This is a genomic window from Bacillus sp. JUb11 (assembly GCF_024807925.1).
Taxonomy (GTDB): Bacteria; Bacillota; Bacilli; order Bacillales; family Bacillaceae; genus Bacillus; species Bacillus altitudinis.
In genome coordinates, this window is the sequence record NZ_JANUEZ010000003.1 from 373,454 (window position 1) to 400,309 (window position 26,856).

Sequence of the window (26,856 nt, forward strand, 5' to 3'; positions counted from 1 at the left end):
ATTCCTCCTATTTCACAATTGTCATCATGACGTCAGTTGGCTGACATGTCGAATGTTTCTCTACAATCACATCTTCGTATGCTTGGGTATTGGTAATGATAACAGGTGTGATTGTTTGTAATCCTTTGCTTTCAATTGCTTCCTGATCAAATGTCATCAACAAGTCACCCTTTTTCACCTTGTCGCCTTCTTTGATATTGAGTGTAAATGCCGATCCATCTAGAGAAACCGTATCAATTCCTACATGAACAAGTAACTCTACACCAAATTCAGAACGCAGACCAATCGCATGTTTTGTTGGTGCAAGCATGACGATACTGCCGTCAAACGGTGCAAACAGTTTGTTATCGGTCGGATGAATGGCAAAACCTTTCCCCATCGCCCCAGAGCTAAATACGGGATCTGGCACTTCAGATAACGAAAGCACCTTTCCTGTAAATGGAGCCGTGATCATTTCTTCATTGTTCATAGAAGCTTGTGTCGTTTCTCCGTCTTGATCTTTAACAGGTGTTTCACCAGCTGACTGTTCTACCGTATCTTCTCCATATCCGAACATTTGAATAAGCACAACTGGTAAAATGAGCGCAATGGCCACACCAATCAAAATACCAATGATAGACGTTGGATAATCTGCACTGATTCCGTTCACAATGGTCAGCGGGCCAGGCAGTCCTGCATATGCAAAGTAATAAGGCGTAAAGAAACTGGCCACAACGGCACCGACCGCTCCAGAAATACACCCGAAAATAAACGGCTTTTTAAAACGTAAGGTGACACCGTAAATCGCAGGCTCCGTAATACCGAAGAGTCCTGTGATTCCAGCTGAAACCCCAACTTTCCGTGTTTCCCGATTTCTTGCTTTTAGAATAACTCCCAGCACCGCACCGACTTGAGCGATAACAGCGATGGTTTGATATGCCTGAAAGGAGTCACGTCCATATTGTTCAAAGTTCGCAAGTACCATTGGCGTGATGCCCCAGTGAACACCGAAAATCACGAGTACTTGCCAGAAACCGCCGATAATGGCCCCTGCCAGAGCTGGTACATTTTCAGCTAAAATATTGTATCCGTTTGCAATCCCATTTGCACCTGCTGTCGAAAGAGGACCGATTAATAGTATGGTTAACGGAACCATGACGACCATGCATAAAAATGGGACAAATAGCGGTTTGACGACCTCATGAATTCGTTTGTTTAAGAATTTTTCTACATAGGTAAGAATCCATACTAAGAAAAGCGGTGGCAAGACGGATGATGTATAAACCGTTTCAGATAACGCAATCCCTAAAAAGGTCACACCTTCCCCTGATGCTACACGTCCGGCAATCTCTGTCCAAGAAGGACTGACAAGCGCAGCTGTACAAGCAACCGCGATATACATATTCGTTTTGAAATGCTTGGCTGCAGTTATCGCAATAAAAATGGGCAAGAACGTAAACGGTGCCCAAGAAATAAAGCTAAACACTTCATAAGTGCCTGTTTTCGAGAAGCTTGGAAATATCAAATTTATTAAGATAAGTGCACCTTGCAAAATACCAGCTGCGGCTAAAATATACACAAATGGCGCAAACACAGCGGACATGGTCGCAATGACCCGATTCAGTATCGTTCCTTTGTTTTCATTCGGCTGGTCATCATCCGACGTTTGGAGCTGAATAAGGTTGGAAAAATGCTCATATACCTCACCTACATGCTGACCGATCACAACCTGAAACTGACCACCGTTTTCCACCACTGTAATGACGCCAGGCATGGCGTTGACTGCTTCTTTTGCCTTTGGATTAGAACGCTTCAGCACCAAACGAAGCCTCGTGGCGCATCTTGCGGCACTCACCACATTTTCTTCTCCACCAACTGCTTCTAAGATGTCTTCTGCAAGCTTTTGATAATCCCTCACTTTTGACATATAAACCCCCCCTTTATCACTACTAGTATACGTACATTATAATTATACCGGTACAATTTATCAATACATATATAATTTGAGTTTGCATATCAAAGAGAAATCGGGATGTGCTATAATACAAAGACAATAAATCGTGAAAACAAAGAGGAATGGCTATGTTAAAGTATCAACAAATTGCGAGCGATATTGAAAAATATATTGTCACACATGAGCTGCAGCAAGGAGACAAACTCCCTGTGCTTGAGACGCTCATGAATCAATTTGCTGTGAGCAAAAGTACAATTATCAAATCATTAGATTTACTCGAAAGAAAAGGGATTGTCTATCAGGTGAGGGGCAGCGGCATCTTTGTGAGAAGGCATAGGCGCAAAGGCTATATTAGCCTATTATCCAACCAAGGGTTTAAAAAAGATTTAGAGGAATTTCAACTGACATCAGAAGTTCTCACGTTAGATACCGTCAAACCGCCAGAAGAAGCTGCGCTGAATTTAAACATTGAACTAGATGAGGATGTTTTCTACCTTAAACGCATTCGTTACATCAATGGACAAACTTTATGTTTAGAAGAGTCCTATTACCGGAAAACCATTATTCCTTACCTCAACACAGAAATTGCAGCCGATTCTGTATTTAAATTCATTAGTGAAGGCCTTGGTCTTAAAGTGGGCTTTTCTGACATGTACCTGCAAGTTGGCAAACTAAACGAAACTGAAGCGAAGCATCTCGGACTTAAACAAGACGATCCTGCCCTCCGCGTTGAGACCGTTTTCCATCTCACAAACGGACAGCCCTTCGACTTCTCGAAAATCACGTATAACTACATGCAATCCCAATTTTTTATTCAGGCGAATAATTATTATAGGTGATGAAAGGAAAAAGCCCCTGATACATTCAGGAGGCTTTTCTACTGTTCTCTTTTAACCTTTAAATATTTCTTCCCTCTCTCTTGAGTAGTTAGCCCGTCAATGAGAGTATCACCATAAAAAATGACTAAATAATCCCCTTTACCTATAAGAACAACTGGAAAAGCATGATGTTCTTGCATACTCTTTTCAACATCATCTGGATGAAGCTCGACTTCCATTTCATGACCAATGAATGCATACTCAAACGGAAGAGTATGATAAAGTTCTACAAGACACTGTACGATCTCCTGTTGAATACGAACGACATCATGTGAAAAAACCTCTGTCCAATTTAAACACAGAACGAACCCAACAAAACCAGCTTCTTTTTGTATGTTCATGGTTGTATGTTTTAGACATGTCCCCTCCAATTCAAATTCTGTATAAAAACCTTCCAAGTAATTGTTTTTGATTTTATTATCTTTTACATCATGTTCGATCCATGCTTCGCCATTAGCGTCTTGACTAAACTTTACTTTCGTTATTGACATTCCTTTTTTTGTTAAATAGTCAGTCAGTTTGTGAAAAGTGGTTATTAAATGAATGTCATCATAGAATACCAATCCAATATTGATATATCCTCCTAAAGCTATGCTGAATCCCTCGCCTTCTTTTTGTTTTGTTCAAGCATACTACAAAAAAGCAGGTTCCTTCGTACCTCCCTTTCGATCCATCATTATTTTTTCCCTTAAATGTCTTTACCGTCTTACCACTCTCTGACAATCTTTTTCCTGTAATGGTACGTAGACTTTCCCGCCCTTAGCGCCTAGTTGGTTGATATTACATAAACAATTCCAATACATCACATCAAAAAGATTCATTTTACGAATGCATCCTACACACTTATGATGAACATAACAACATGTTTAGGAGGATTCGTCAGATGAAAGATATTAGGGTGTATCATGTCGATGCGTTTACAACTGAGAAATTTGGAGGTAATGCCGCTGGGGTGGTGTTGGATGGGGAATGGTTAACGGAGGATGAGATGCAGAATATCGCCAAGGAGTTGAACTTACCCGAGTCCGTTTTCTTGCTGCCGGCACATGATGAGAAAGCCGATTATCGAGTGAAATATTTCACTCCAACGGAAGAGGTCAATTTCTGCGGGCATGCGACGGTTGGGTTGACTTGGCTTTTAGCGACAGAGCTAGGGATGGCTAAAGAAAAATCAGGGGTGGTGTTAGAAACAAAGATCGGCCATGTTCCCGTTGTATGGCACGAAGAGAATGGAAAACTTGTGGGTGTGGAGATGACACAGGTCACGCCAAAGACGCGAGATTTTATCATGGATGTAGAAGAGCTTAGTGACATGCTCGGTATAAGCAGTGACAGAATTGATCCATCCTATCCTATAAAATTAGCAAACACCGGAAACTGGCATCTCCTGGTTCCGCTGAAACACCAGCATGACATTGATCAAGCAGCACCAAACTTAGCAGCTTTAGGAAAAATGAATAAAGAGCAGGACATCACAACGACTCATCTTTATACGTTTCAATCCACAAAGGACTGTGACCTTTATACAAGGGATTTTGCACCTGGCATTGGTATACCCGAAGATCCTGTAACGGGAGCAGCCAACGGGGCATTGGCCGGATATCTGTATTTGGAAGGGATCATTTCTCAGCAAGAAACCACTCATCTGCGCATTGCTCAAGGTGATGCAATCGGCAGACCAGGATTGCTTCGTATCACGGTCATTCCGAATGAAACAAAGCCGGTCATTAAAGTAGCAGGTGCAGCGGTTATTACCATTCGTGGGGTGATCACGCTATAAATTGATCAGCTTGAACAGAGACTCTCGTTCAAGCTGAATCTATTTAAAATGATCTTTGACTGCTTCAATCCATCTTTTAGTAGAGGGAGAGGCTGCGTTAAAAGATTTAAATGCCATATTGATTTCGCGATAAACACTGGTCTCAAGTGGAATCACGTTCGCATGAGACACCTGAGGCGGCAAAATCAACTTTGGAATGATCGTGAGCCCAAGGCCTTCCTGAACCATAGAGATGAGCGTATTGTTGTCCCCAATCTCAAATAAAACATGGGGCTTCACGCCTCTGTCTTTTAATAATTTCTTAATGAGTTGATCACAGCCCGCTTTTGGCATAATAAATGGTTCATCTTGGAACGAAGCCACTTCCATCACCTTCTTTGTATGGAAACGATGACTCTCTTGCATGAGCACCACCAATTCATCTTGAAACAGTGGAACAGTTTCCAAATCTCTAGATGGCTGTGTTAAAAACCCAAGATCAACTGTGCCAGACGCGATCCACTCTTCAATCTCTTCATAGCCGCCTTCGTATAATTCCAATTGGATATTGGGATAACTTTTCGTAAAACGATGAATGAGCTGCGGAAGCATTTTTGAAGAAAAACTAGAGAACGTGCCGATCTTAATGCTCCCCACTTCCATCCCTTGAATCAACGCCGCCTCCTGCTCAAGCAATGACGCATGATGAATGATTTGGCGAATATGGGGCATCACCCGCTCACCTGCATCTGTCAGCGACAGCCCGTTTCGATTCCGATGAAGCAGCACAATCCCAAGCTCTGACTCAAGCTTCGCCATATTATGACTCACCCCAGACTGCGTCAACCCAAGCTTCTCACCAGCTTTTGTAAAGCTACCGCATTCGACGACTGTTTGAAATACTTTGTATGGGAATGTCATTCGTTTGCTCACCTCACTTTAGATCTTGGCAAAACCTACTGTTAGACATGTCTGTGATTTTTCGATTTAATTGTTGTTCGACCAATTGAAAACATGCCTGCTGAATCCATAAACGTTTAAATGTATAAAGTTGTTCTTTTTCATCGCCATGCATCTCTTCATCTTTTTCTAACTGAAAATCTGTCAATTCGATTTTGTCATGAACATGCATATGAATAAAAACATGCGCATTGTGAAAATCATGCATATGCTCTACTAAAGCTGAGATATTGGTGATAAAGTCATCAAATATATCTTCTTCTAGCGTTTTCTTGAGATCTAGATGGCTGTGCACATCCATTGATATGTAATTATCTCTTTCATCCAGTTCTTCTTGAGTAGCCAGAGGGTTATCATGAATCGTTGCTTTTCTATTTAAATCTGTAATCGAGAAATAGACGATGATGTCTTTATTATCGAGAAATTCATACGCCCATATCTCTGCATCTCTTAATCTTAAAATGCGGGTGAGGTTGTCCAACTTTTTAAAACCTCCAATTAATTATTCATCGTTGTCGTCGACGAAGACCTAGACGCCGCTTCATCCGCCTTCACACAATCAATCGCAACAACCAATGCAATCATCACAGGCTCCATCTCTTCTTTCAAAATATCCACCTTGTAGCTATCCCCCCAAGTAAACCATTCCTTCTTTACCTGACCGATCACTTCGCCGCTTTGCAGCACTTGGAAATTCATATCCCACCAGTTCCCTTGTACTTCGATACCAGCAGCATCAATTGAATATTTTGCTTTGAAGAATGTAAACTCTTTTTTGATCGTCAATACCTCTTGTCCATCGACTTCTACTAAAAACTTTGGTAAAAAGCTAAACATTTTCTTCGTGATTACAGCAATGACTTCTCGTTCTGTATTCAAAATGGTAAACGTCTTTGGCACCTTCATAAAGCTACCTTCGACCACATATACATCATTCTCCTGTTGGTCCTTTACCGTAAACCTGCCGCTCAGACTAAATACCTTTTGCTTCATATACAGCTGCTTCATAAGTACCTCCGATTCCGTTCAAAAATTTATCCGTTCTTCCCTTACCCCTGATTATACCAAATAATAGAATGTGCAAAAAACCACCTGATAGCAGGTGGTTTTCGATTACTGATCCATTTTCAGAGATTCTTTTTCATATGTTTGAAAAGCATCTTCCATTCCCATGATGACCTCTTTCATTTTGACATAACCACTTGTGTAAGGAATAGAACCTCTAATCTCTTCCCACATAAAATGATAGAACTTCAGGTCATCTGTTTCACACATCACAAAATCTGTGTAATCCTTACCTGGAAGAGCTTCAGCATCAAAAAAACGCACCGTCACATGTTCCTCATATTTCTGCATCAACTCTTGCAGCGAAGCCGCATGGGTTCTGCGCTCCTCTCGTGGTAAAGCAAGCCAAGATGGATAGAACTCTAATAAAACAACCATCATATATTTCATCATCAAGCCCCTCGATTCTTCTATGATGTGATGATTGTACGCCAGATCTAGAGAATGTGCATTAACATAGGTTAATGTTCAGCAGGATGCAGCAGCCTGCTCAGCGAAACTGGAGAAATACCGATATATGAGGCAATATGATATTGAGCGATACGTTGATGTAACCCGGGATATTTCAATAAAAACGCCTGATATCGCTCAATGGCTGGCAAATATAGCAGTTCCCTCTCACGCTCTTCCTTTCTCGTATACAGCCTTTCTACACTCACCCGAACAAACCGCTCCCACATATGACTGCTGTCCATCAACATTTGAAGCAGATCATACGGAATTTCAATCACGATAGAATCCTCCATCGCTTCAATCGAATAAGGAGAAGGCTGCCCGTTGATCATACTTGCATAAGAAGTAGCAAAATCATCTTCCAACGTAAAAGCCACGTTGTACTCCCTTCCATCCGGTAACAAATAGAAGAGACGGAAGAGACCTGTTATGCAGAAATAGGCATGATGCTTCACTGGATCGCCAGCCTTGATTATGCATGTACCCGCTTTTAATTGTTTAATCGTTGTTCCATCTTTAAAGGCTTGCCAATGCTTATGTTCAATAAGATATTTCGATATTTTGGTTTTGAACGTGTCGTATGGGTTAGTTATTTTATCCATCTGTAAGTTACCTCTCTAGTAATGGAAGACTTGATAAAAATTGTATCAGGAAACACTCAAGTTATAATGGAAATATAAGCGATGATGAGGGGAGAAACAATGAAAAAAATCACTTTTTTTGACTGGACCGTCCATTTACAAGCGGACTTAACAGCGATTACCGATCATTATGAAAAGAAAATGGTCATTTTAGAGCCATCCATTGAACTAAATAGCATCATCTGGATGGATGACAACAACGAGCTACAAATCAAACCTACTTGGGATTGTGTCATTTCAATTGATCCAACCAATAAATCACTGACAATCCGGCAAACAAAAGAAGTATTCGGAGATGTGTACGAATGAAAATAGGAGGAACTATGAAGAAAACCGCTTTTTATGATTGGACGATTCACTATCCTGACCATTTAACAGCAGTCAAAGATGATACAGAAAAGAAAATGGTTTTTCTAGAACAAACGGTTGAATTTAAAGGAATGCTCCGTATTGATGAAAATGATGAACTGCAAATAAAGCCGACATGGGATTGTGTCATTATTGTAAATGCAAAACAGATGTCTGTCACAGTTCGTGATGCAGAAGACTTTGTAGGTTTACCATAAACATTAAAAAGAAAAGTCTCATTTGACACACGCAAACGAGACTTTTCTCAAATACTATTTCTTTGGAAAAACCGTCGTAAAGGTCGTTCCTTCTTTTTCATTGCTTTCTACTTCAATAGAAGCATTGTGGTACGACAGGACTTCTTGCACGATGGATAATCCAAGACCCATTCCCTCTTTATTTCGTGCCTGATCTACCCGGTAAAAGCGTTCAAATATTTTTTCTAATGTGTGTTGTTCTATGCCAATCCCCGTATCTCTAATCGTCACAACCGCTTTCGATTCATTTTCATTACAATGAATACTGATTTCCCCAAACTCTTTGTTGTACTTAATGGCATTGCCAATTAAATTCTCCCAAACATTGATCAACAAAGTCCGATCCGCATATACCGAAACAGGCTGTAGATCCAACTTAATTTCTAGACCTTTCTCTTCTATCCGCCATAGCATCGAATGGACCACTTGATGAAGCTGCTCATCCACCCTGACGATTTGTTTATTCGTTGGATATGTCCCTTGATCAATAGAGGTTAAAATGAGAAGTTGTTTCGTTAAGTTAGATAATCGCTTTGCTTCTGTTTGAATAATGTGGTTGTATTTTTTCCCTTCGCTTGATGAAATCTCCTCATTTAGTAATTCAGAATACCCTCTTATATTTAATAGTGGTGACTGAAAATCGTGCGAGACGTTATTCACAAATTTCTTCCTTGCTTGATCGGTATTCTCTAATTTCTGCTGCATCATCCGAAAACGATCAGCAAGCTGACCAATTTCATCTTTTCGATTGATCATTAATGGATACTGAAAATTATGGTTTGCCATCTCTTGCGTCGCACTCGTCAATTCTGAAAGAGATTGGGTGACCTTTCGAGACATAAATAAAATGCCAATGATACTGCTCACAAAAACGGCGAAGATAAATCCAAAAATAATCAAATGAAACTCTGTAAAGAAACTGATATTATTCGGGCGTAAAAATAAGCCCCATTCTTCCCCGTCAATTTCTATTTTCGTCCCCACTGTATTTTGTATATCATTTGCGAAATGACTCATGATTAAGTATGAATTTTTAAAGGATTTGATCCCATTGTACGCTTTTCCGCCTTCAAATAAGGCGTGCATTTGGTCATTCCATTTTTTCGTTTTAAATGGTTCGCCAAACATCTTCATCTCCCCATCTTCTTTAACCAAAGCGATTTGGTACCCTAGATCGCTCATGGTTTGCAAAAAATCAGAAGAGGCCTGCAAGGTAATTTCATGTTCTTTGATTTGTTTAGATAACTGCTCGGCAATGGCTAAATATCGATCATTCATTTGCTCTTTGACAACATGATTGTAAATCAAGTTAGAACAAATAAATCCAATGAAGATGCTAATCAAAACAATCAAACACGTATATAGCATAAAACGTTGTTGTAGTTTCATTCTTTTACCTCAAGTTGATAGCCGAAACCACGTATTGTGACAATTTCAATCGTCGCTTCCGCCCTTTTTAAACGTTCTCGTATGCGGTTAATATGCGTGTTTAATGTGAATTCGGGTTGATCTAACGTATCCCCCCAAATGTCATCAATTAAATCCCAGCGGCTTACATTGCGGTTTGCCCGCTGCAGCAGATAATATAGAATTTCTAATTCCCGCATAGGCCAGATATATTGCTGATTGGCAATCGTTAATTCCCAGCGGTTCGTATCAATCTGAACATTTCCCGCAGTTGTTATAGCTTCTATAGATTTACGATATCGTCGTAAAATCGCATTTACACGGAATAGCAGTTCTTTCGTTTCAAATGGTTTGACGATATAATCATCAATCCCTTGTTCAAATCCTTGTTGCTTATCTTCAATCTGCCCTTTCGCTGTCAACATAATGACCGGCAGTTCATATTGTTTCGTCACAATGTTCGCCAGCTGAAAGCCATCCATCCCAGGCATCATCACATCAATAATCATGAGATCAAATGACTGTTGTTGCAAAAAAGCAAGCGCTGCCTCAGCATTGCTTGCTTTTGTCACTTGGTACCCCGCCTGCTCTAAATGGATGGACACTAATTGCAAAATGGCTTCATCATCATCCACAACCAATACATGCAATTATCCTTCCTCCTTTATTTCCTTAGCTTTGTCTTTTTCAAAGAATAATATGAGTGACGGCAGCAACATTCCTCGCACGAAGAATGTATCGATGATAATCCCAATAGCGACAATAAATCCAAAGATAAATAAATCCGTAATCGGCATGGTCATTAATGCGGCAAACGTTGCAGCAAGAATGATCCCCGCTGAAGAAATCACCCCGCCTGTGTTTCGTATCGCTACTTCTAATGCAGCTTTGACGTGTAACGTTTGGCGTTCTTCTAAGAAACGGCTCACAAGGATGATGTTATAATCAATTCCTAATGCCACGAGAAAGATAAAGGCATACACAGGGGCGCGAGTTGAAATCGCATCATATCCAAATAACACATCGACTAAGAAAATACCTAAGCCTAATGCAGACACAAATGAGATTAAAATCGTCGCCATCATATAAATCGACATTTTCATGGAACGTGTCAAAACGAGTAACAAGATCAGAATGAGTAATGTTTCCAGTAATACGATCTTTTTAATATCGGATTGATTCACTTGTTGCTCATCCACTAATTTAGCTGTTGTGCCAGCAAAAGATAACTGAACCTTTTGACCATCTGATAATCGATAGATGGCTTGATCTGTACGGAAATCTCCTAAAAATTCAATGGCCTCTATACTGTATGGATTCACTTTTAATGATATCGTCATTTTGCCGTGCTCTCCATCTTTGGTTACCCCCGAAGGACGAGCCGATCCTATCTCTTCATTTTCTGAGAATTGGGCGGAGATTTCTTGTAAATGTTCCTGAGTTAGCTTTTGACCAGTCACAAGTACTGTTGTCTGGGCTAGATCACCTTTATTAAATTTTTCCTCAACGATTTCAAATGCAACACGAGAAGGTAAATCCTTCGGGAAATTTTTCACCGAGTTAAATTCATAATGTAAATTGAAAATATTCGCACCTGTCACAAGTAAAAACAGCAAGACCGCACCACCAATTAATCCTGGTTTTCGAACCACGAATTTGGCAAGAGGTCCCCATATGCCATGTTTTGCTTCTTTTGCTTCACCATATGTCGGTACTTTCGGCCAAAATGCTTTGCGGCCAAATAATGCAAACAAGGCTGGAATCAGTGTGACAGAAGCCATCATAATGACCACCATCGCAGCACCAAAGATTGGCGCAAAGTTTTGATAATCACGGAAATCCGCCACAAATAATATGATCATCGCCGCAAATACTGTACCGCCTGCAAATAAGACCGGTTTGGCTGTTGAACGCATCGCCACTTTCATCGCTTCAAATTGATTTTCATGATGTTGTAACTCCTCACGATAACGTGAGAAAACAAACAATGAATAATCAATCACAGCAGCAAATAACAAAATGCTCATAATCGAGGTGGTTGAGTTATTGATTTCAAGTCCACCCACGCCAAGTAAAGCCACAACTTGATTGACCACTTGATAGACAATTACCGTTGCGAACAATGCAATGATCGCTAATAACGGAGAACGGTAAATGACGATCAATAAAACCAAAATGATTGCAACAGTAGCTAATAGCAGTTTCAAGTCGGCAGATTCAAACAGCTTCACCGTATCCCCCGCTATACCTGCTGGACCCGTAATATAAAAATCAGCATCTAGCCCTTTCGCTATGTTTGTACCGACATCCGTTGTCTCATCATTAATCTTTGCATAATCAGCATTGCCTAATCCCGCTTTCAAATTCATTGGCACAATCATGGTCGTTTCATCTTCTGATATAAAAGCGGATAACGCTTGAGGAGGCAATGCGGACACATCGACAATATCTTCAATCCCCTCAATCTTTGCCTCTTTGATTCCTTGAATGATCGTTTTTACATCTTGAATAACCAGCTTTCCATTAGGGTTATGGAACACATATAATCCCGGAGTCCCTTTATCATTTGGGAAATACTGATCTAACTTCTTTTGTGTCACGATGGACTGAGCATCACTAGGTAAAGATTGAAAATTGCTTACTTTATGATCGCCCAATTTAGGCCCAGCACTCAACCCGATCATGAAAACGAGCCAAATGATAACAGTCAGCCAAGCTCCTTTTTTTGTAGACATTTTATCAATAAATGATCTGAATCCTTTCATTGATGGTTCTCCTCCTTTTCTCACCGGTTCGAGTATATCGCTCGTATATAAACTTGATATAAACTCAGGGAAAAGGACGAGCCATGAAAATAAAAAAAGCAGAGGTTTATCCCTCTGCTAATCCTTCATAACCATTTACAAAATATGCGATCGTCTCTAACTCATCTTCTTTTAGTTCTCTGTTCACATGTGTTTGATATTCACTCTTGATTCTCTCCTGATCTCCACCATAAAGATCAGTGTAGTTCGCCATCATTCGAAGCTTGTCTGTTTCCTGACGAAACTCCTCTTTTGTCCACGGTCTTTGGTGCGATGGAATATATGTCTCCGCATCAAAAGCATCTAACTCATCTAAAAGACGCAAAATTTCTTTTACCGTATAATGTACTTTTTCAGCATACATTTTCGGATAAATGCAATCTCCTAGGAATAGAATTTTCTCTTCTTTCACATACACGACCACTGAATCTGCAGCATGATCGCCCCCAACATGCTGCACAACACAAGTGACCCCGCCAAGATCAATCTCCATCCGACGATCAAACGTCACATCCGGTAAAACCACCTGAATCTCTCGATGATTCTTATATTCTTCTTTTATCGCCTTCGCGCAAAACTCAATCTCCGTTCCTTCCCTCACCCGCTCATCAATCGCCTCATCTGACCAAGAAAACGGAAGAAGTTTCTCCATTTCCTTTCTGGTTCTTGCAGAAGCAATTGAAACCGTATGAGGAAGCGCCGGCAGACCAAAAATATGATCCCAATGCCAATGCGTGAGGACAACCATATCCGGCGTGGCGTTCTCTTGTTTTAAAGTTTTTTGGATGAAATATTTCGCATGATCTTCTGAGTTACCGGCATCGATCATTAATGTTTTTTTATTGCCTACGACCATGCCTAGGATAGGGCGGTCTGTGAGTGATACTGGTGTGATGTAGGAGAAGGTTTGGCCTATTTTTTTGATTGTGTGCATGGTGTGCCTGCTTTCTAATATTTAGATTTTATTCTCGTAGTGCGAAGGTAAACCGAATCCTATTTCTTTAATAAGTATTTGGCTAACTTTCGATCTTCTTTATCCTTTGTCTTCACAGCAATATGTTCAATCAATTCTCTTGTGGCCGCTTGCTGCGCATACGAAGGAGGCCATTCTTTTAATACACTTAAAGCATGATACTGTAAATTTCCATCATTTGATCTAAGTGCAGCTTGAATCAATGGCAATCCTACACCGTCGTGTTCATATAAATCTTGCACAATATATTGTAGACAAGCCACTTCATCATCTGAGAGGTTTGATAACGATAAATGTGTTTCTGCAAATGTACAAAGCTCTCTAATATGCTGGTGATGATTTGTGTCCATCACAGCAAAGTATATTTCACTATTTGTCGGATCTTTCTCAAGTAAAGCAAATAGATGCTCAATCACATCTAAACGATAAAAGAGAGCGATTTCAAGTGCTTGGGAGCTAAAACCCTGTTGTAACGAATCGGTTGCAAGCTTTGACCATCTACTGTCATTGATAAACGGTTGAACAGCTTCCTGGATAGCCTTATAATCGTCCTGTTTCCATGAATCATTCAATCGGTCTTCCCAAATCTCTTGTTCATCATTTAAAAACTCATTTATTTTCAATATTGGATAAAAGTCCTCAATTGTTTGGCAGTGCTTATGAGCATGGTGAATAAATCGGCAGAGAACTGAGCTTGCATTTGAATACTCATCGATTCCGTAGATAGAAACCTCATCTTCTAATAATGCTTGAATGATGAGACTCGCTCCATCGTATAATTCTTTGGAAATTTCATCTTCTGATAAAGCGGTTTCTAAATCACCATTAAGAGCGCAAGTATAAGCTGAGTATTCATTCATGATTGTATTTTCGCAGCCCTTTGTTAGTAGCCATCGTTTTATTTCTGGCGTCGATGCTTCCAATTGCTCAACAGCCGAAATCTTCCCCCATCCATCGACGGACTTTGCAAGACGCCAAACATGTTCGTTTCCTTGAATTGTGCCATTCTTCAATGCAATCACGACATAAGAAGTAAATTCTTCATGCATACCTATTGTGAATAAGAGCTCTTTGTATTTTTCACAGTTCGTACATCCCAGTATCATGACTGCAAATTTGACGACCTCCCGATGCGCTGCATGCTCAAGAAGCCATAACGCTTCTTGCTGTACAAGAGACTCATCCCATTGCGTTTGCTGAAATCGTTCAATTAACTCACTGCTGCGGCTCGCCATATTGTTAGAAATGATTTTTTCATATGTTTTCTTTCTTGTTTCATTTGCAGGATGATTTAGTTGTTTTTCAAAAAGCTTCAATAGCTTCTTCACATAAAAAGGGGCAGGTCGTTCATCTACATAATAATCAGATAAACCGGGAGTCAATCGTGGTTCATTTTCGTCAAATAAATAATCTTCATCGGGTAAACGGTCGTCTACTATTTTATGATGTGATTGAATTTGTTGTTGAATAAAGGGAACGATTTTCTCTTTATGATCCCATGGTAGAAAGTCTATCTTCATTGATTCATCTAAAACCGTTTCATGATCTACCTTCACCATACAACGAAATCGTACATACCCACCAAGTTTAACGGACACTTTGTGTTTTGTACCATCTTGAAGCTCCAATATCCCCGACAATTTTGAATATGGAATTATATGAGTCAATAAACTTTTTCGTTGTTTTTTATCAACTGTCACACCATCAATGATTAGTTGCTCTTCTTTTATTTGGTTTGTAATTTCTATAGAATGCCCTTTATATTCAATTTTCCATGTTTTATTTATTTCTTTTTCTACGTCTTTTATTACGTTACGTATTTCATGTTTAAAGTCAGCTTTAAAACTCATGGAAGTCTCCTTTAATTCTATTGATCTCCCTTAATCTCCGTTATAAGAGATTCTTTTAAACAATAAATAATTCTTCTTATCTTCCAATATATACTTTACTATAAAAATTTGGCAGACACTAACCATACCAATTACCACTTCACTTTACTAGGTGATTTACCAAACTACTTAAAAAACCTTTACTCATTTCAAATTATAGAATATAAAGTGGGAAAACTTGAAATCAGGACCAATAGTAAAGACATCTACTTTATGATCACTGATATGGGCTCTTAAAGAAATAATATTATCTCTAGATAAAATATTCCTTTAACTAAGTATGAATGCTATGTTTTTTATAATTTCTTCAATTACCGAAATTAAAAAAAGTATCGTCTAAGGACACTACCTCAAACGATACTTTTTAATGAGATTACTTAAACAATTTTGTTTGCACTACATCTTCTAATACTTTTTCTTCAATGGATTTTGACTTTTTTCTGCTCTTTTTAGTTTGACCAGTAAGTAACATCTCACTTAGTTCATATTCCCATTTTGAAGTTTCGTATTCGTATTCAATACCTGCAAAAGATTTGAGTATTGCTTCAACTATAACTTTTGCTCCGTCTGGAGGAACTGCCATGCCTATTTGCTTTCTGACGCTTTCTTTCCCACCCAAAAACTCAAAGTCATCTGGAAAAGTTTGCAATCTCGCTCGCTCTCTATTAGTCAAAGCTCTTGGCTCATCGTAATGGTACATGTGAGTACCACCCCCACCTGAACCAGTGACCGTATAAGCAGGGGTATCAGGATTAAGCCTTTTATAGATGTTAGATAATCTTGCACCTTTTACATTTAATCGCAAATGCTCTGGAATACCTTCAAACCATGCATTTTCACCAGGTGGTATTGACTCTAACATCTCTATTACCTTGCCTTTATGTTTTGTATACTCATGGTTAAAAGCATCTGCTGGTATAGGTGGATTTTCCAGTGCTTCTCTTGTTGTTTTCCACTGTGTAGGACTCTTAAAAGGAGCTTTAGGCACTTTAAACTTCCAACCAAAATCTTTCCTAATTCCGACTATTATAATTCTATGTCGAGCTTGCGGTACGCCATACTCTTGAAACTTGTATAAATGAGGAGTAATGTTGTACCCTGACTCTTCCATTTCCTGCATTATTTTTATAAATGCTTTTCCTTCATTGGAGCTTTCCAACCCACCTACATTCTCTGCTATAAACCATTTGGGTTTATGATGCTTTAATACCTTTATACCATAAGTGTATAAAGGACCGTATTCACCTTCCAAGCCCTTTGATTCGCCTACTATGCTGTAGTCATTACAAGGGAAGCCAAATGCAAAGCAATCTATTGCTGGTAACTTTGTGACATCTAACTGTCTAACATCTTCCCAAATAACTGATTCAGGATTTCCTGGACATATGTTATGTCTAAACGTATTACATGTCGCTTCATCGTAATCATTAGCCCATTGGTGCTCTACTTTGAATACTTCACCATTTTTTTCAATCTGAGCTTCTCTTGCCCCAAGCGTCAATCCTCCTGGCCCACAAAAGAGCTCGCCTTTTTTAAATATCATTACTTCACAACTCCAAGTGTTCGTACTTTTGTTCGCTTTTATTTATTATACACCATAGTTAAACGGTTGAAAATAATTGTAGTACGAACACTCTCTATTACAATGAATTAATATCAGAAATCGAGACTACCTCGTTGCTTGTGAACAAGTTTCTAAGAGAAGCGTGATCAATTGTAGCGACTTGATTCCTTTGTAGAAGCCTCATTATATTAGATGCAGTAATCACCGTTCCATTGATATTTGTTTCTTCAGCAATACTTTGTATCTGTGAAGAAATATTAGAACCAAATCCATCTGCTACGTACATAAAGAATGTGAAGTCATCATCTCTATAGGTTGGTATGTAGTTCCTGACCATTCGATTTCTATGGTCATTTGTAATCGAGTACCTTCTGTAAGCCTTAGTATCAATGATTCCCGAATAGTTCAACGGTGATTCTACATAGATATCAGGATGTAGTGGTTTAGCTCCCACATGCTGGGCATTAAACCCTAACTCTTCAAAAACATTTTGGGTAGCCAACTCAAACTCGGTAGCAAGTTCTCTTCCGCTGACAGCCATGTTCATATAGGTAGCTTCAAACAGCGAAAAAGTATCCGGTCGAAATCCATCTAGAGCTCTTGCTACCTCATTTGTCGTATAACCGGTCGCAGACGAAATCCTGTTTAATATGTCATCGGTTATGGTGGATATTGGCGTCGTACCCGCTATGTGCAGAAGTTCACTCCGAATTCGCCTCTCTCTGTATATATTATCTGTAATGTTTTGCCCACCAAAATTACGATTATCACGATTTTGACCTGGAGCTAATCCAAAGTTTCTTTGAAAGTTTTCTATGCCAAATTGATGATTAGCGTCTAACCTTCTCAATGTGGTCCCGTCAGTCATAATCGATTGCACATCTACAATTCTCTCAGGCAAAATAAATATACTTCCATTATCATTCCTGCTTATGAACTGAGTATATTCCAAGTAATTGATTAGGGTATTAGCAATATCCTCTAATCCACTGATAGTCTTCTCTCGACTTCTAACACCAGTGGTACTACTTGGATATAGCTCCTCAAAGTTCTCGGGTAAAACAGCATCCCCCAGTAACCTGTAATCTAAAATACGTTGTACCACGTTTTCAAAGCACCCTTGTGATTCGTTTTCTCCTTCTGTAATTACAAATCTCCCAATCTCTTCTTTAGACAAAGTATGTACACGATTATCTAATAGGAGTTTTAATAGAAAGCGAAATGGTCGAATTTGAAAGCGCTTATTGATATTTACTCTTCTTCTTAAAGAGTAAGGAGAAGGATACTGCAACTTCATTAATTGATTTGTGACAATAGGAACTGGTGGCTGACCAGAAAGCAATGCATCTCCTGCTAATGTAGTACGAGTGATGTTCGTCTCTGTTTCTATATAGACAAGACCTAAATTGTATAACCATGATTCGTATGTTCTCGCCCCACCAGCTCTCCTATCCCTACGTTGTCCCACTCTTTTCAATCCATATCTTTCTAATTCTGTTTCAAAATCTAATTGACGTGATAAACTTCCTCTCCAATTCTCACCTAAATTTTGTAATGTGAATAATGATAATATATCTACAACAGGATAAAGTCTTCGTTTATTTCGAGGTACTTGCCAATTATTAATCATACTCATCACTCCGTTTCATATAAACTATAGTCTTATTGTATCAAATTTCACCAAATTTAAGTTATCTATCTCTTGTAGAACTCGTATATTATGGGTCATTTTCACTTTATAATGTTTATTTTTTAAAAAATATCCTTATTTATCCGAAATTTATTAGATCGAAACCATAAACATTCAAACTCTGTTGAGTACTTTCGAAAAGCAGATGGAGAATATCCGAACAACACATTAACAATATTACATTAGAAGTTGAGGCTCGTTCTTTCAATTCTTTTGAAGCTACTTATGATAAGGCTCTCCGTGATGTATCTAAACGAGATCACCCTTAGCTAATTTTTCAAACAATTTATTTGATGTTTCTATTAATAATTCTGGTCTTGTACTTGAACCTTTAAAATTATTCTCTAAGTAAGAATCTTTCATAACATCTGATATTACTTTGAGAATAACTCCAGTGTTCACTGTTTTAGTCAAATCTACATCCCGTTCAATTAATTTCCGCAAGAAATCTGCAATAATCATTAGAATAGGTATTTGCACTTTGTAATTTCTACTTTCAACTCCATAAATTTCTTTTGAAAAAGGGTATTTAATACCGTACTCCCAATATATCTTTTCATAGAAATTATTTACTTTATCTAATAAAATTGATAGTTTCTCAATTCGGCTTTCTTGATTTATTGTTATGGTGTTTTTTTCATAAACTCTTCTGCATACTCTGGAGACGTTTCATATTTACTTTCTAGTCCAATTTCTAATATGTAAAGCATAGTTTGAATATTTTCGTGTGCGGTTTTATCCGAAAACCTTTTCTTAGTCATATTATATATATATTTATATGTTGAAACTGAATTATAATAGGTTTCTATATGTTGATTTAACCAATCATTCACTGCACTTCTATAAACTGCATGTCGTATTTCTTGTCTACTTAAAGGATGTGAACCGGTATTATATCTTTTGAAAATTTTTGTCACAATTTGTTCCATACACATCAACTAAACTATTATTCTTCCTTAAAAGAGAAGGAAGCAATTGATGTTTATTTGAACCTTGTCCTCTGAAAAATGAAAAGCCTCTAGAGGATATATTTTTTATTTCTTCTATGTAATTAGAAACATTATTTACAAAAACTTCTTTCACTACCGAAGACCTCCAATATACTAATATATCTATTATAAAAAAAATAGCCCGACTAAGGATTAGTCAAACTATTTACTTTGAAAATTAAAATCCCCGTTTACTTATGATAAGGCTCCCCCCGCACAATCCGAAACGCCCGATAAATCTGCTCCACCAACACCAACCTCATCAACTGATGCGGGAACGTCATCCTCGAAAACGACAGTTTCTCATTCGCACGCTGCATGACAGCATCGCTTAACCCAAGGGATCCGCCTATGACAAAACATACCTTACTTTTTCCGTATGTTGCCAGCTTATCTATTGTATCGGCTAATTCTTCGGAACTTTTCATTTTTCCTTCGATGGCGAGGGCGATGACGTGGGCGTCTGGGTTGATTTTGCTTAGGATGCGTTCGCCTTCTTTGTCTTTGATGATTTTCATGTCTTGCTCGCTGAGATTCTCGGGTGCTTTTTCGTCTGCGAGCTCAATGATCTCGATTTTTGCGTATGCCTGTAATCGTTTTGTGTATTCGGCTATGCCTTGCTTTAAATATTTCTCTTTTAGTTTTCCTACTGTGATAATTGATATATTCACAGGTCATCCCCACCTTAAGAACAAGTTATTCATATAAGTTATCAACAATTGTGGATAAAATTTGTGTATTTTGTGTCCGATCATTCGTTCCCCACTATATATATTGCAGGTTCATCGCACAATTCACAGGTTGTGGATAAGCTGTGTGTATGTTCGATTTTTCTGAATTCTGGCGGTGTTTCGTGATCATCTATGTACATGTCTAGTACGGTTTCTATATGTTCTGCACAAGCATAAATTGATTTGTTCATAAGTTTCTAATTCCTCCAATATGTTGTTTGGTTATTCACAAGTGTTTCGCTCATTGTTCAATATAACCGATTTATTCACATGTTAATAGTCTTTTACCATTTTCCACACCTTTTATCCACAAACCAAATAAAAAAGCCTCCACTCCTGTGAAGGCTCCTTCCTATAAAAATGGATTATAAAATCTCGTTCCTCTAACAAATGTAATCACTAGCGACACAATCAGTACCGCTCCAACAAAGATTAACGCCGCATAATCTGCTTTTTGAAAGTCTTTCGCCGTAAACCATGTGCGCTTTTTATGCTTTCCAAACCCGCGCAGTTCCATCGCATTGCTGATCGTTTCAATCCGCTCTAGGCTGGAGAAAATCAGCGGCATCACAATCGACAGCCCATTTTTAATCCGTTTTCCCAGTTTTTCATTCTTCGATAAATCAATACCTCTTGCTTGCTGAGAAATCGCGATCGTTCGAAAATCACGCTGAATATCTGGGATGTAGCGCAGCGCAATCGCTACCGCATACGAAATCCGGTAGCTGACCCCGATTCTGCTGAGCGATGAGGCGAATTCACTTGGATTTGTTGTCACGATAAACAAAAGCGCCGCTGGCATCACGGTCACGTATTTCAGTGTAATGTTCAATTGATAGAAAAGCTGTTCAAGTGTGACATTGTACCAGCCTGCAATGTGAAACAGCTCGTGCTTCGCTCCATAGATGGCGACACCTTGCTGAGGCGCAAAGACGTAAATGGCGATGTTATTGATGACAAGAAAAATCGCCAAGACAATCACTACGAAAGAGATATCACGAAATCGTACGTTTGATAGCTGAAAGAACACGATACTGGCAACTAGCATAAACACTAATACGCCTGTATCATATGTGAGCATCGCTGCGGATGACCAGAGGATAAAGCAAATGAGTTTGGTTGCCCCTGTCAGCCGGTGAATTGGCGATGGGCGATCGATATAAGACAGCATGTCTACAGCCATGTCATTCGTTCCTTTCTGTCAACCTCAATGAAGCGATCCACGAGTTCATTTGGATTTGGCCAGTCTGCTTTTAGCGCCAGTTCATACAGCGATGTTTCCTTTAAGCTCGCCTTTTGGACTAGCAACTGATCTGTCAACACTTTGGCTGGTGTATCATCTGCGATTTTTTCTCCATCTGAAATGACGATGGTTCTTGTCGTGTATTCGAGCATGAGATGCATATCATGGGTGATCATCAAAATCGTGACGCCCTGCTGATTTAATTGCTCTAAAAACGTCATCATCTCTGTGTAATGTCTAAAATCTTGACCGGCCGTTGGCTCATCTAAAATGATGATTTCTGGCTCTAACACAAGAATGGATGCAATGGTGACGCGTTTTTTCTGTCCAAAACTAAGTGCTGAGATCGGCCAATTTCGAAATGGATACAGCCCGCATACTTTTAAGACTCGCTCCACTCGTTCCTTGATGTCGTCTTCCTTCACACCTCTTAAAACGAGACCGAGGGCGACTTCATCAAAAATCATTTGTTTCGAAATCATTTGATTTGGGTTTTGCATGACGACACCGATTCGTTCGGAGCGCTGTTTGATGGTGTCTCCTGTGATGTCATCGCCATTTAAAAGGATTGTCCCTTTTGTTGGCTTTTCAAATGCGCAGAGCACCTTGGATAGTGTCGTCTTGCCTGCACCATTGGCACCGGCGATGCTGATCATTTCTCCTTTTTTGACGGTAAAAGAGATGTTGCTCAGCGTGTTTGGTCTTGTCGGATAATCAAAGCTCAGCTCACGCACTTCTAGTAAATCCGGCGCTGCATTCTGCTCAACTGATGGCTCAGATGCTTCCATCCATTGCTCGATTTTCTCTTTTGCCTCGTCATTTAAGGTGAGATGCTGTAAATCAGCGATCAGATCTCCTGCTGCAATCGGAATGCCTGCATATTTCATCGCTCTCACATATAAAGGCTCACGTAAATACGCCGCTTCTAATACATTTGAGGCGAGCAATTCATCTGGTGTCATATCCGCTGCAATCGTGCCGTCATTGACAACGATGATGCGGTCGACATGGCGGAAGAGGACGTCTTCCAATCGATGTTCCACCATCACGACCGTTTTTTTCGTTTCTTTTTGCAGACGGTCAATGAGATCGATCACTTCTTTACCTGTTGCGGGATCAAGGCTTGCCAGTGGTTCATCAAACAGCAAAATGTCGACATCGTTGACAAGTACGCCTGCGATGGCGACACGTTGTTTTTGACCGCCTGACAGCTCATGCACGGATGATGCCAGTTTGCCGTCTACCTCTGTTAATTTTGCCGCTTTCTCGACACGTGTTTTCATTTCTTCGCGTGTGACTTGATCATTTTCTAGTGTGAACGCGATATCTTCTCCAACGGTCAGCCCGATAAATTGTCCATCAGGATCTTGCAGTACCGTTCCGACGAGCTGTGAAAGAGAGAAAATGTTCTCTTTCTCTGCATTTTTCCCGCCGATGTGAAGACTTCCTTCCATAGAACCTTTATAAGACGCAGGAACTAGCCCATTGATACAATGGGCTAGTGTGCTTTTTCCCGATCCAGACGGGCCTGCGATGAGGACTTTTTCTCCTTCATAGATGGTCAGGTTGATATCTTTCAATGTTGGTTCTGCCTGACTGCGATACTTGAATCCGAAATGTTCGAACTGAATCATCGGTTTCTTCATTTATGTGTTCCACCTTGCTTCATGATGTTTCTTTCGATAGACTGCCGCTTTTGCTTCTTGTTTTCGCATAAGCCGCAATGATGATGGTGCCTAGTACACCGACTGTGATGATGTTTGAGATTCCTGCTACGATGCCTTGAACAAACACTTTATTTGCAGGTTCTGCATAGATCACAATGTCGAGTACCGGCGCAATGACAAACCAGCCTAATGCTTGTGCGCCAGCTTGGACGGCGTTGAAGAGCGTGATTTTTTTCCAGCCAAAGTCGCCCTCTTCTACTTTTAAACGGTTCGAAATGAGGCCGATCAATAAACCAACAACACCCGAAACGATAATCCAGCTCCACCAAGGTCCAAATGTGGTGGCATCTTTAATGAGATGACCAATAAATCCAATCAATGCGCCTGCAACAGGACCAAATAGCACGGCCATTAACGCAAGGAACGCGTACGATGTTTCAATTTGTGTATTCGGAATCCCAGTTGGAATGGAGACGAAGCGTCCTAAAATGACAAAGACGGCTGCGCCAATTCCGATGGCAACGACAGTTTTCGTTGAAAGTTGTTTACCTGCCATGATGTTTCCTCCTCTTATTCATATATAATGCGCGGAGCTTTGCGAATCGAAAGGCGCCAGCCTGTGCCTGTACCGATGTTATAAGCCTTTGCAAATGACCCTTGATTGATCGCCACGCCTAAATGATCGAGTGAATTGACATATACGAGTGGTTCGCCTACCTTTAAATCGGCAAAAGATCGTCCATAGGTCATGATATTTTTATACACATTTTTTGGCCCGTTGGCAATGGTAACTTCTATTGCATCCCCATAATTGATTGAAAGCTGTTCGAATAACGTATGATGAATGTTTGTCCATAGGTTTCCGAACCGCACATCTAAAATATCAATCGTCCCTGTGATCACTTCTTCTTCCGCATAAGCTTGTACGACTGGAAGGTGAATAATGTCCTCTATATTCGCCTTTGGCCCGACCTCTTCAAAAGAAATCACACCTGAAGCAATTCTCGCGCCTGTATAGGCGTAAATGTCTCTACCATGGAATGTATGTGATTTTCCTGACTTCGGCAGACGGTTGATGGTTTCATCTAAATACCGAGCCTCCACGATGCCAATATCCTGTGCGACATGCGTAAGTGTCCCATTATCAGGTGTGATGATGTAGTGTGAGCTTGTTGTTTTGACGACAAGGCTCTTTCGCTCTGATCCAACGCCTGGATCAACAACGGAGACAAATACCGTTTCTTCCGGCCAATATGTAACCGTCTGAAGCAAGCGATAAGACGCTTCCCAAATGTCATATTGGGGAATGTTGTGAGTTAAATCAAAAATGCGGATGCCGTTGCTCACTGTATTGGCTACGCCGTACATTGCGCTGACCGCTCCATCATCAATACCGAAATCTGATTGTAAAACCAATGCATGTTCACTCATGTTAATCTCCCTTTCATTTGAAAAAATGGTTGTGGTGTTTCACGTGGAACATTTGAACATTTGTATGAAAAAAGTGGACAATAAAAAATACCCCATCCTTATCTATGAATCATAAGGACGAGGTATTTGTCTCGTGGTACCACCTTTATTTACTGTTTGCTCGCGCTAAACAGCCTCTACAAGTACAAAGCTCCAATTTGGCTCATATACTGTGGTTTTGATAACGAGTACCAACTCTCGTCGTCACCTACTAATATCATGGATATGTTCAGCACGAGGCTCAGAGACCATTTTTCGAATCATTATTTTTGCTTCTTTTCAGCTGCCGAAGCTCTCTGTGGAAAAATTGATGATTGTACTTTCTCTCGTCATTGCCTGTTTAACTATCTTGAATTAAAGCTATCATACATGATGTTTTTTGATAAATCAAGATATTTTTCTGAACATTTTTAAAAATGAGTTAACTGTTCTGGAAGAGTCTTCTTTTTTATAAAATTTAAGCAAATGTTAAAGAGCGAGATATGGTGTCTTTCTTTTCTAGCGGTATAATAAAGATGAAGGGAGGTACAGTGTGTGTGGACCATCTGTATGAATGAATTTAAGCAGCTCTTCAAAAGCACAAAATCCATCTTAACTATTGTTATTATTTTCATTTTATCTACTTTTGTATCAAGTCTTCCATTTATAGCTGCTTATCAAGGGAAGTGGGAACAGGCAAAAGACCCTTATTCCATTGGGAATGAACTAGTAATTTCTTTATTTGGTTTCTTCCTTATTTTTTTATTATCTCATGATATTTTGAGCCGCGAAATTCATTTGAAAACCATTCGTTTTCTCGTCAGCAAAACGACCCGTTTAAACATTGTCATCGGGAAATATCTTGGGCTGATGCTGTTTTGGCTCAGTTGCATTATGACCACATATATATTAAATATGGTGATTTCACATCGTTTTCTGTTCTCTGATGCCTTAAAAATATTAACGTTTATCAGTGTCGGCATCTCCTGTGCTTTGTTTTTATCCATGCTCTTTCCAACACCACAGAAATCGATGTTTGTTGGCATGTTGTTTTCCTTTCTATTTCCGATCATGAGCATGATGTCTGTTCTTTCTTCAGAACGGTTGATTCACTGGTTCCAATACGTGACGCCTTATTATTATGCGCGCTGGAGTGAACCGCTGACCTATGTGCTGATGAATGCCGCATTGACTGTTGTCTTACTCGTTGGAACTGCACTACTGTTTCAGAGGAGGGATGTCTAAGTGCTTCACACAAAAGGGCTGACAAAAAAATATCGGACAAAAGTCGCAATAGATCATATTGATCTTGATATCCATCAAGGGGATATCTTCGGCCTCATTGGACCGAAGGGTGCTGGTAAGACAACCTTCTTTAATATCATTACAGGGATCTCCCGCCCCACCTCTGGCACGTTTATCATGATGAACATGACGTCGTTAAAAAAAGTACGTCATCATATCGGTGTTCTGCCTGAATATACAGATTTATATGAAGGGCTGACTGCTATTGAGCATATTGCCTATTTATCGAAAATTACGGGTACTCGCCAGAAAACGAGCTATTATGAAGAATTACTCGAATTTGTTGGCTTACATCGTTATCATCAAGAGAAAGTCGGTGCCTTTACACCTGGGATGAAGAAGCGGCTCGGAATGGCTCAGGCCATCGCTCATCGGCCTGACTTTATTTTACTTGATGAGCCTTTTGCGGATATTGATGCAGATTCTATCTTACATATCCAGCGGGTGATTGAATCGTTAAAATTTGAAGGAAAAACTGTCTTTTTAACAGCAGACGAGCCAAGGTTCACCCAGCCTATTTGTACCAAAACAGCTTTCATATCTGAAGGAAAAATCGTGTCCTCAAGTACTCATCCTCAAGAGAAAACCATCACGTCCTCAACCATACGTGCCACCTTCAAGCATGCATGGATTGATGATGAGGTGAAGCCTGTTCTCACGCAGTACTTACAAAGTGTGGGAACAGACCTTGTGATCAGAGATGACGAGACCTCATTGTTGATTCGTTCAGAAGCTCAAGTCCCAGCCATCATCCGTGCGTTTGTGAAATGCAAAGTCGACCTATACCGAGTCACGGCGCAAGATGCCATGATGTCCACATAAAAAAGTACCGTACGCTCTCTGCACGGTAC

The 26,856-nt window shown here is 39.8% G+C and carries 28 protein-coding genes and 1 other annotated feature; of the genes, 6 read left to right on the forward strand and 22 right to left on the reverse strand.

Features of this window, described 5'->3' with window-relative positions:
- Positions 1-7: 7 nt before the first annotated feature.
- On the reverse strand, positions 8-1,906 hold the full coding sequence (locus tag M2369_RS07900; protein ID WP_259253937.1) for a beta-glucoside-specific PTS transporter subunit IIABC: 1,899 nt from the start codon (positions 1,904-1,906) through the stop codon (positions 8-10).
- 155 nt (positions 1,907-2,061) lie between these two features.
- Between M2369_RS07900 and M2369_RS07905 the strand changes: the two genes are divergently transcribed.
- Positions 2,062-2,772, forward strand: a complete 711-nt coding sequence (locus tag M2369_RS07905; protein WP_259253938.1) for a GntR family transcriptional regulator — start codon at positions 2,062-2,064, stop codon at positions 2,770-2,772.
- 38 nt (positions 2,773-2,810) lie between these two features.
- On the opposite strand, the gene M2369_RS07910 is transcribed toward M2369_RS07905, so the two are convergent.
- Positions 2,811-3,374, reverse strand: a complete 564-nt coding sequence (locus M2369_RS07910; RefSeq protein ID WP_259253939.1) for an Imm64 family immunity protein — start codon at positions 3,372-3,374, stop codon at positions 2,811-2,813.
- A 320-nt stretch (positions 3,375-3,694) separates the two neighbouring features.
- Here M2369_RS07910 and M2369_RS07915 point away from each other — a divergent pair, with 320 nt between their 5' ends.
- On the forward strand, positions 3,695-4,591 hold the full coding sequence (locus tag M2369_RS07915) for a PhzF family phenazine biosynthesis protein (protein ID WP_259253940.1): 897 nt from the start codon (positions 3,695-3,697) through the stop codon (positions 4,589-4,591).
- 39 nt (positions 4,592-4,630) lie between these two features.
- Here the strand turns inward: M2369_RS07915 and M2369_RS07920 are convergent, their stop codons facing one another.
- The 5 genes from M2369_RS07920 to M2369_RS07940 all read right to left on the reverse strand — a co-directional run bounded on the left by M2369_RS07920 (position 4,631) and on the right by M2369_RS07940 (position 7,650).
- Positions 4,631-5,491, reverse strand: a complete 861-nt coding sequence (locus M2369_RS07920) for a LysR family transcriptional regulator (RefSeq protein ID WP_259253941.1) — start codon at positions 5,489-5,491, stop codon at positions 4,631-4,633.
- Positions 5,492-5,504: 13 nt separating this feature from the next.
- Positions 5,505-6,011 carry a hypothetical protein gene (locus M2369_RS07925; RefSeq protein ID WP_142153380.1) on the reverse strand — a complete coding sequence of 169 codons (507 nt, stop codon included), beginning with the start codon at positions 6,009-6,011 and terminating at the stop codon, positions 5,505-5,507.
- A 17-nt stretch (positions 6,012-6,028) separates the two neighbouring features.
- Entirely contained in the window at positions 6,029-6,538 is a 510-nt protein-coding gene (locus M2369_RS07930) for an LURP-one-related/scramblase family protein (protein ID WP_024718486.1), read from the reverse strand.
- Between the two features lie 105 nt (positions 6,539-6,643).
- On the reverse strand, positions 6,644-6,985 hold the full coding sequence (locus tag M2369_RS07935) for a darcynin family protein (RefSeq protein WP_259253942.1): 342 nt from the start codon (positions 6,983-6,985) through the stop codon (positions 6,644-6,646).
- Between the two features lie 71 nt (positions 6,986-7,056).
- Complete coding sequence (locus M2369_RS07940) at positions 7,057-7,650, reverse strand: Crp/Fnr family transcriptional regulator (RefSeq protein WP_259253943.1); 594 nt, start codon at positions 7,648-7,650, stop codon at positions 7,057-7,059.
- A gap of 99 nt (positions 7,651-7,749) precedes the next feature.
- Here M2369_RS07940 and M2369_RS07945 point away from each other — a divergent pair, with 99 nt between their 5' ends.
- Complete coding sequence (locus M2369_RS07945; RefSeq protein WP_058336403.1) at positions 7,750-7,998, forward strand: hypothetical protein; 249 nt, start codon at positions 7,750-7,752, stop codon at positions 7,996-7,998.
- 14 nt (positions 7,999-8,012) lie between these two features.
- Positions 8,013-8,255 (forward strand): hypothetical protein, encoded by a 243-nt coding sequence (locus tag M2369_RS07950; protein WP_041508061.1) that lies wholly within the window; start codon positions 8,013-8,015, stop codon positions 8,253-8,255.
- A gap of 54 nt (positions 8,256-8,309) precedes the next feature.
- On the opposite strand, the gene M2369_RS07955 is transcribed toward M2369_RS07950, so the two are convergent.
- From M2369_RS07955 to M2369_RS08025, 15 genes are all read right to left on the reverse strand, one after another.
- Positions 8,310-9,683 (reverse strand): sensor histidine kinase, encoded by a 1,374-nt coding sequence (locus M2369_RS07955; RefSeq protein WP_041508062.1) that lies wholly within the window; start codon positions 9,681-9,683, stop codon positions 8,310-8,312.
- On the reverse strand, positions 9,680-10,351 hold the full coding sequence (locus M2369_RS07960; protein ID WP_039164830.1) for a response regulator transcription factor: 672 nt from the start codon (positions 10,349-10,351) through the stop codon (positions 9,680-9,682). The genes M2369_RS07955 and M2369_RS07960 overlap by 4 nt, the downstream gene beginning before the upstream one ends.
- Positions 10,352-12,466, reverse strand: a complete 2,115-nt coding sequence (locus tag M2369_RS07965) for an MMPL family transporter (protein ID WP_259253944.1) — start codon at positions 12,464-12,466, stop codon at positions 10,352-10,354.
- A gap of 106 nt (positions 12,467-12,572) precedes the next feature.
- Positions 12,573-13,439, reverse strand: a complete 867-nt coding sequence (locus tag M2369_RS07970; RefSeq protein ID WP_041508064.1) for an MBL fold metallo-hydrolase — start codon at positions 13,437-13,439, stop codon at positions 12,573-12,575.
- A gap of 59 nt (positions 13,440-13,498) precedes the next feature.
- Positions 13,499-15,328: a hypothetical protein gene (locus tag M2369_RS07975; protein ID WP_041508065.1), complete on the reverse strand. Its 1,830-nt coding sequence runs from the start codon at positions 15,326-15,328 to the stop codon at positions 13,499-13,501.
- Between the two features lie 412 nt (positions 15,329-15,740).
- A complete protein-coding gene (locus tag M2369_RS07980; RefSeq protein WP_041508066.1) occupies positions 15,741-16,910 on the reverse strand; it encodes a DNA cytosine methyltransferase in 1,170 nt (389 codons plus the stop codon).
- Between the two features lie 97 nt (positions 16,911-17,007).
- Entirely contained in the window at positions 17,008-18,561 is a 1,554-nt protein-coding gene (locus M2369_RS07985) for a restriction endonuclease FokI C-terminal domain-containing protein (RefSeq protein WP_041508067.1), read from the reverse strand.
- Between the two features lie 683 nt (positions 18,562-19,244).
- Positions 19,245-19,550 (reverse strand): hypothetical protein, encoded by a 306-nt coding sequence (locus M2369_RS07990; protein WP_235340298.1) that lies wholly within the window; start codon positions 19,548-19,550, stop codon positions 19,245-19,247.
- Positions 19,513-19,704 carry a hypothetical protein gene (locus M2369_RS07995; protein WP_235340299.1) on the reverse strand — a complete coding sequence of 64 codons (192 nt, stop codon included), beginning with the start codon at positions 19,702-19,704 and terminating at the stop codon, positions 19,513-19,515. The genes M2369_RS07990 and M2369_RS07995 overlap by 38 nt, the downstream gene beginning before the upstream one ends.
- 97 nt (positions 19,705-19,801) lie before the next feature.
- Positions 19,802-20,281 carry a 23S rRNA (pseudouridine(1915)-N(3))-methyltransferase RlmH gene (rlmH, locus tag M2369_RS08000; RefSeq protein ID WP_041508068.1) on the reverse strand — a complete coding sequence of 160 codons (480 nt, stop codon included), beginning with the start codon at positions 20,279-20,281 and terminating at the stop codon, positions 19,802-19,804.
- 80 nt (positions 20,282-20,361) lie between these two features.
- Entirely contained in the window at positions 20,362-20,532 is a 171-nt protein-coding gene (locus tag M2369_RS08005) for a CxxH/CxxC protein (RefSeq protein ID WP_084231789.1), read from the reverse strand.
- A gap of 161 nt (positions 20,533-20,693) precedes the next feature.
- Complete coding sequence (locus tag M2369_RS08010) at positions 20,694-21,524, reverse strand: energy-coupling factor transporter transmembrane component T family protein (RefSeq protein ID WP_041508069.1); 831 nt, start codon at positions 21,522-21,524, stop codon at positions 20,694-20,696.
- Positions 21,515-23,230, reverse strand: a complete 1,716-nt coding sequence (locus M2369_RS08015) for an ABC transporter ATP-binding protein (protein ID WP_041508070.1) — start codon at positions 23,228-23,230, stop codon at positions 21,515-21,517. Before M2369_RS08015 ends, M2369_RS08010 begins: the two co-directional genes overlap by 10 nt.
- A gap of 19 nt (positions 23,231-23,249) precedes the next feature.
- The gene (locus tag M2369_RS08020) at positions 23,250-23,807 is read right to left on the reverse strand and encodes an ECF-type riboflavin transporter substrate-binding protein (protein ID WP_041508071.1); all 558 of its coding nucleotides are present in this window, start codon (positions 23,805-23,807) and stop codon (positions 23,250-23,252) included.
- Positions 23,808-23,821: 14 nt separating this feature from the next.
- A complete protein-coding gene (locus M2369_RS08025; protein ID WP_041508072.1) occupies positions 23,822-24,682 on the reverse strand; it encodes an SAM hydrolase/SAM-dependent halogenase family protein in 861 nt (286 codons plus the stop codon).
- Between the two features lie 110 nt (positions 24,683-24,792).
- Positions 24,793-25,063, reverse strand: a binding site (T-box leader).
- 192 nt (positions 25,064-25,255) lie between these two features.
- Here M2369_RS08025 and M2369_RS08030 point away from each other — a divergent pair.
- Together M2369_RS08030 and M2369_RS08035 are read left to right on the forward strand one after the other, a co-directional pair.
- Positions 25,256-25,945: an ABC transporter permease gene (locus M2369_RS08030; RefSeq protein WP_008347476.1), complete on the forward strand. Its 690-nt coding sequence runs from the start codon at positions 25,256-25,258 to the stop codon at positions 25,943-25,945.
- A complete protein-coding gene (locus M2369_RS08035) occupies positions 25,946-26,827 on the forward strand; it encodes an ABC transporter ATP-binding protein (protein WP_017359972.1) in 882 nt (293 codons plus the stop codon).
- The last annotated feature ends 29 nt before the right edge of the window (positions 26,828-26,856 follow it).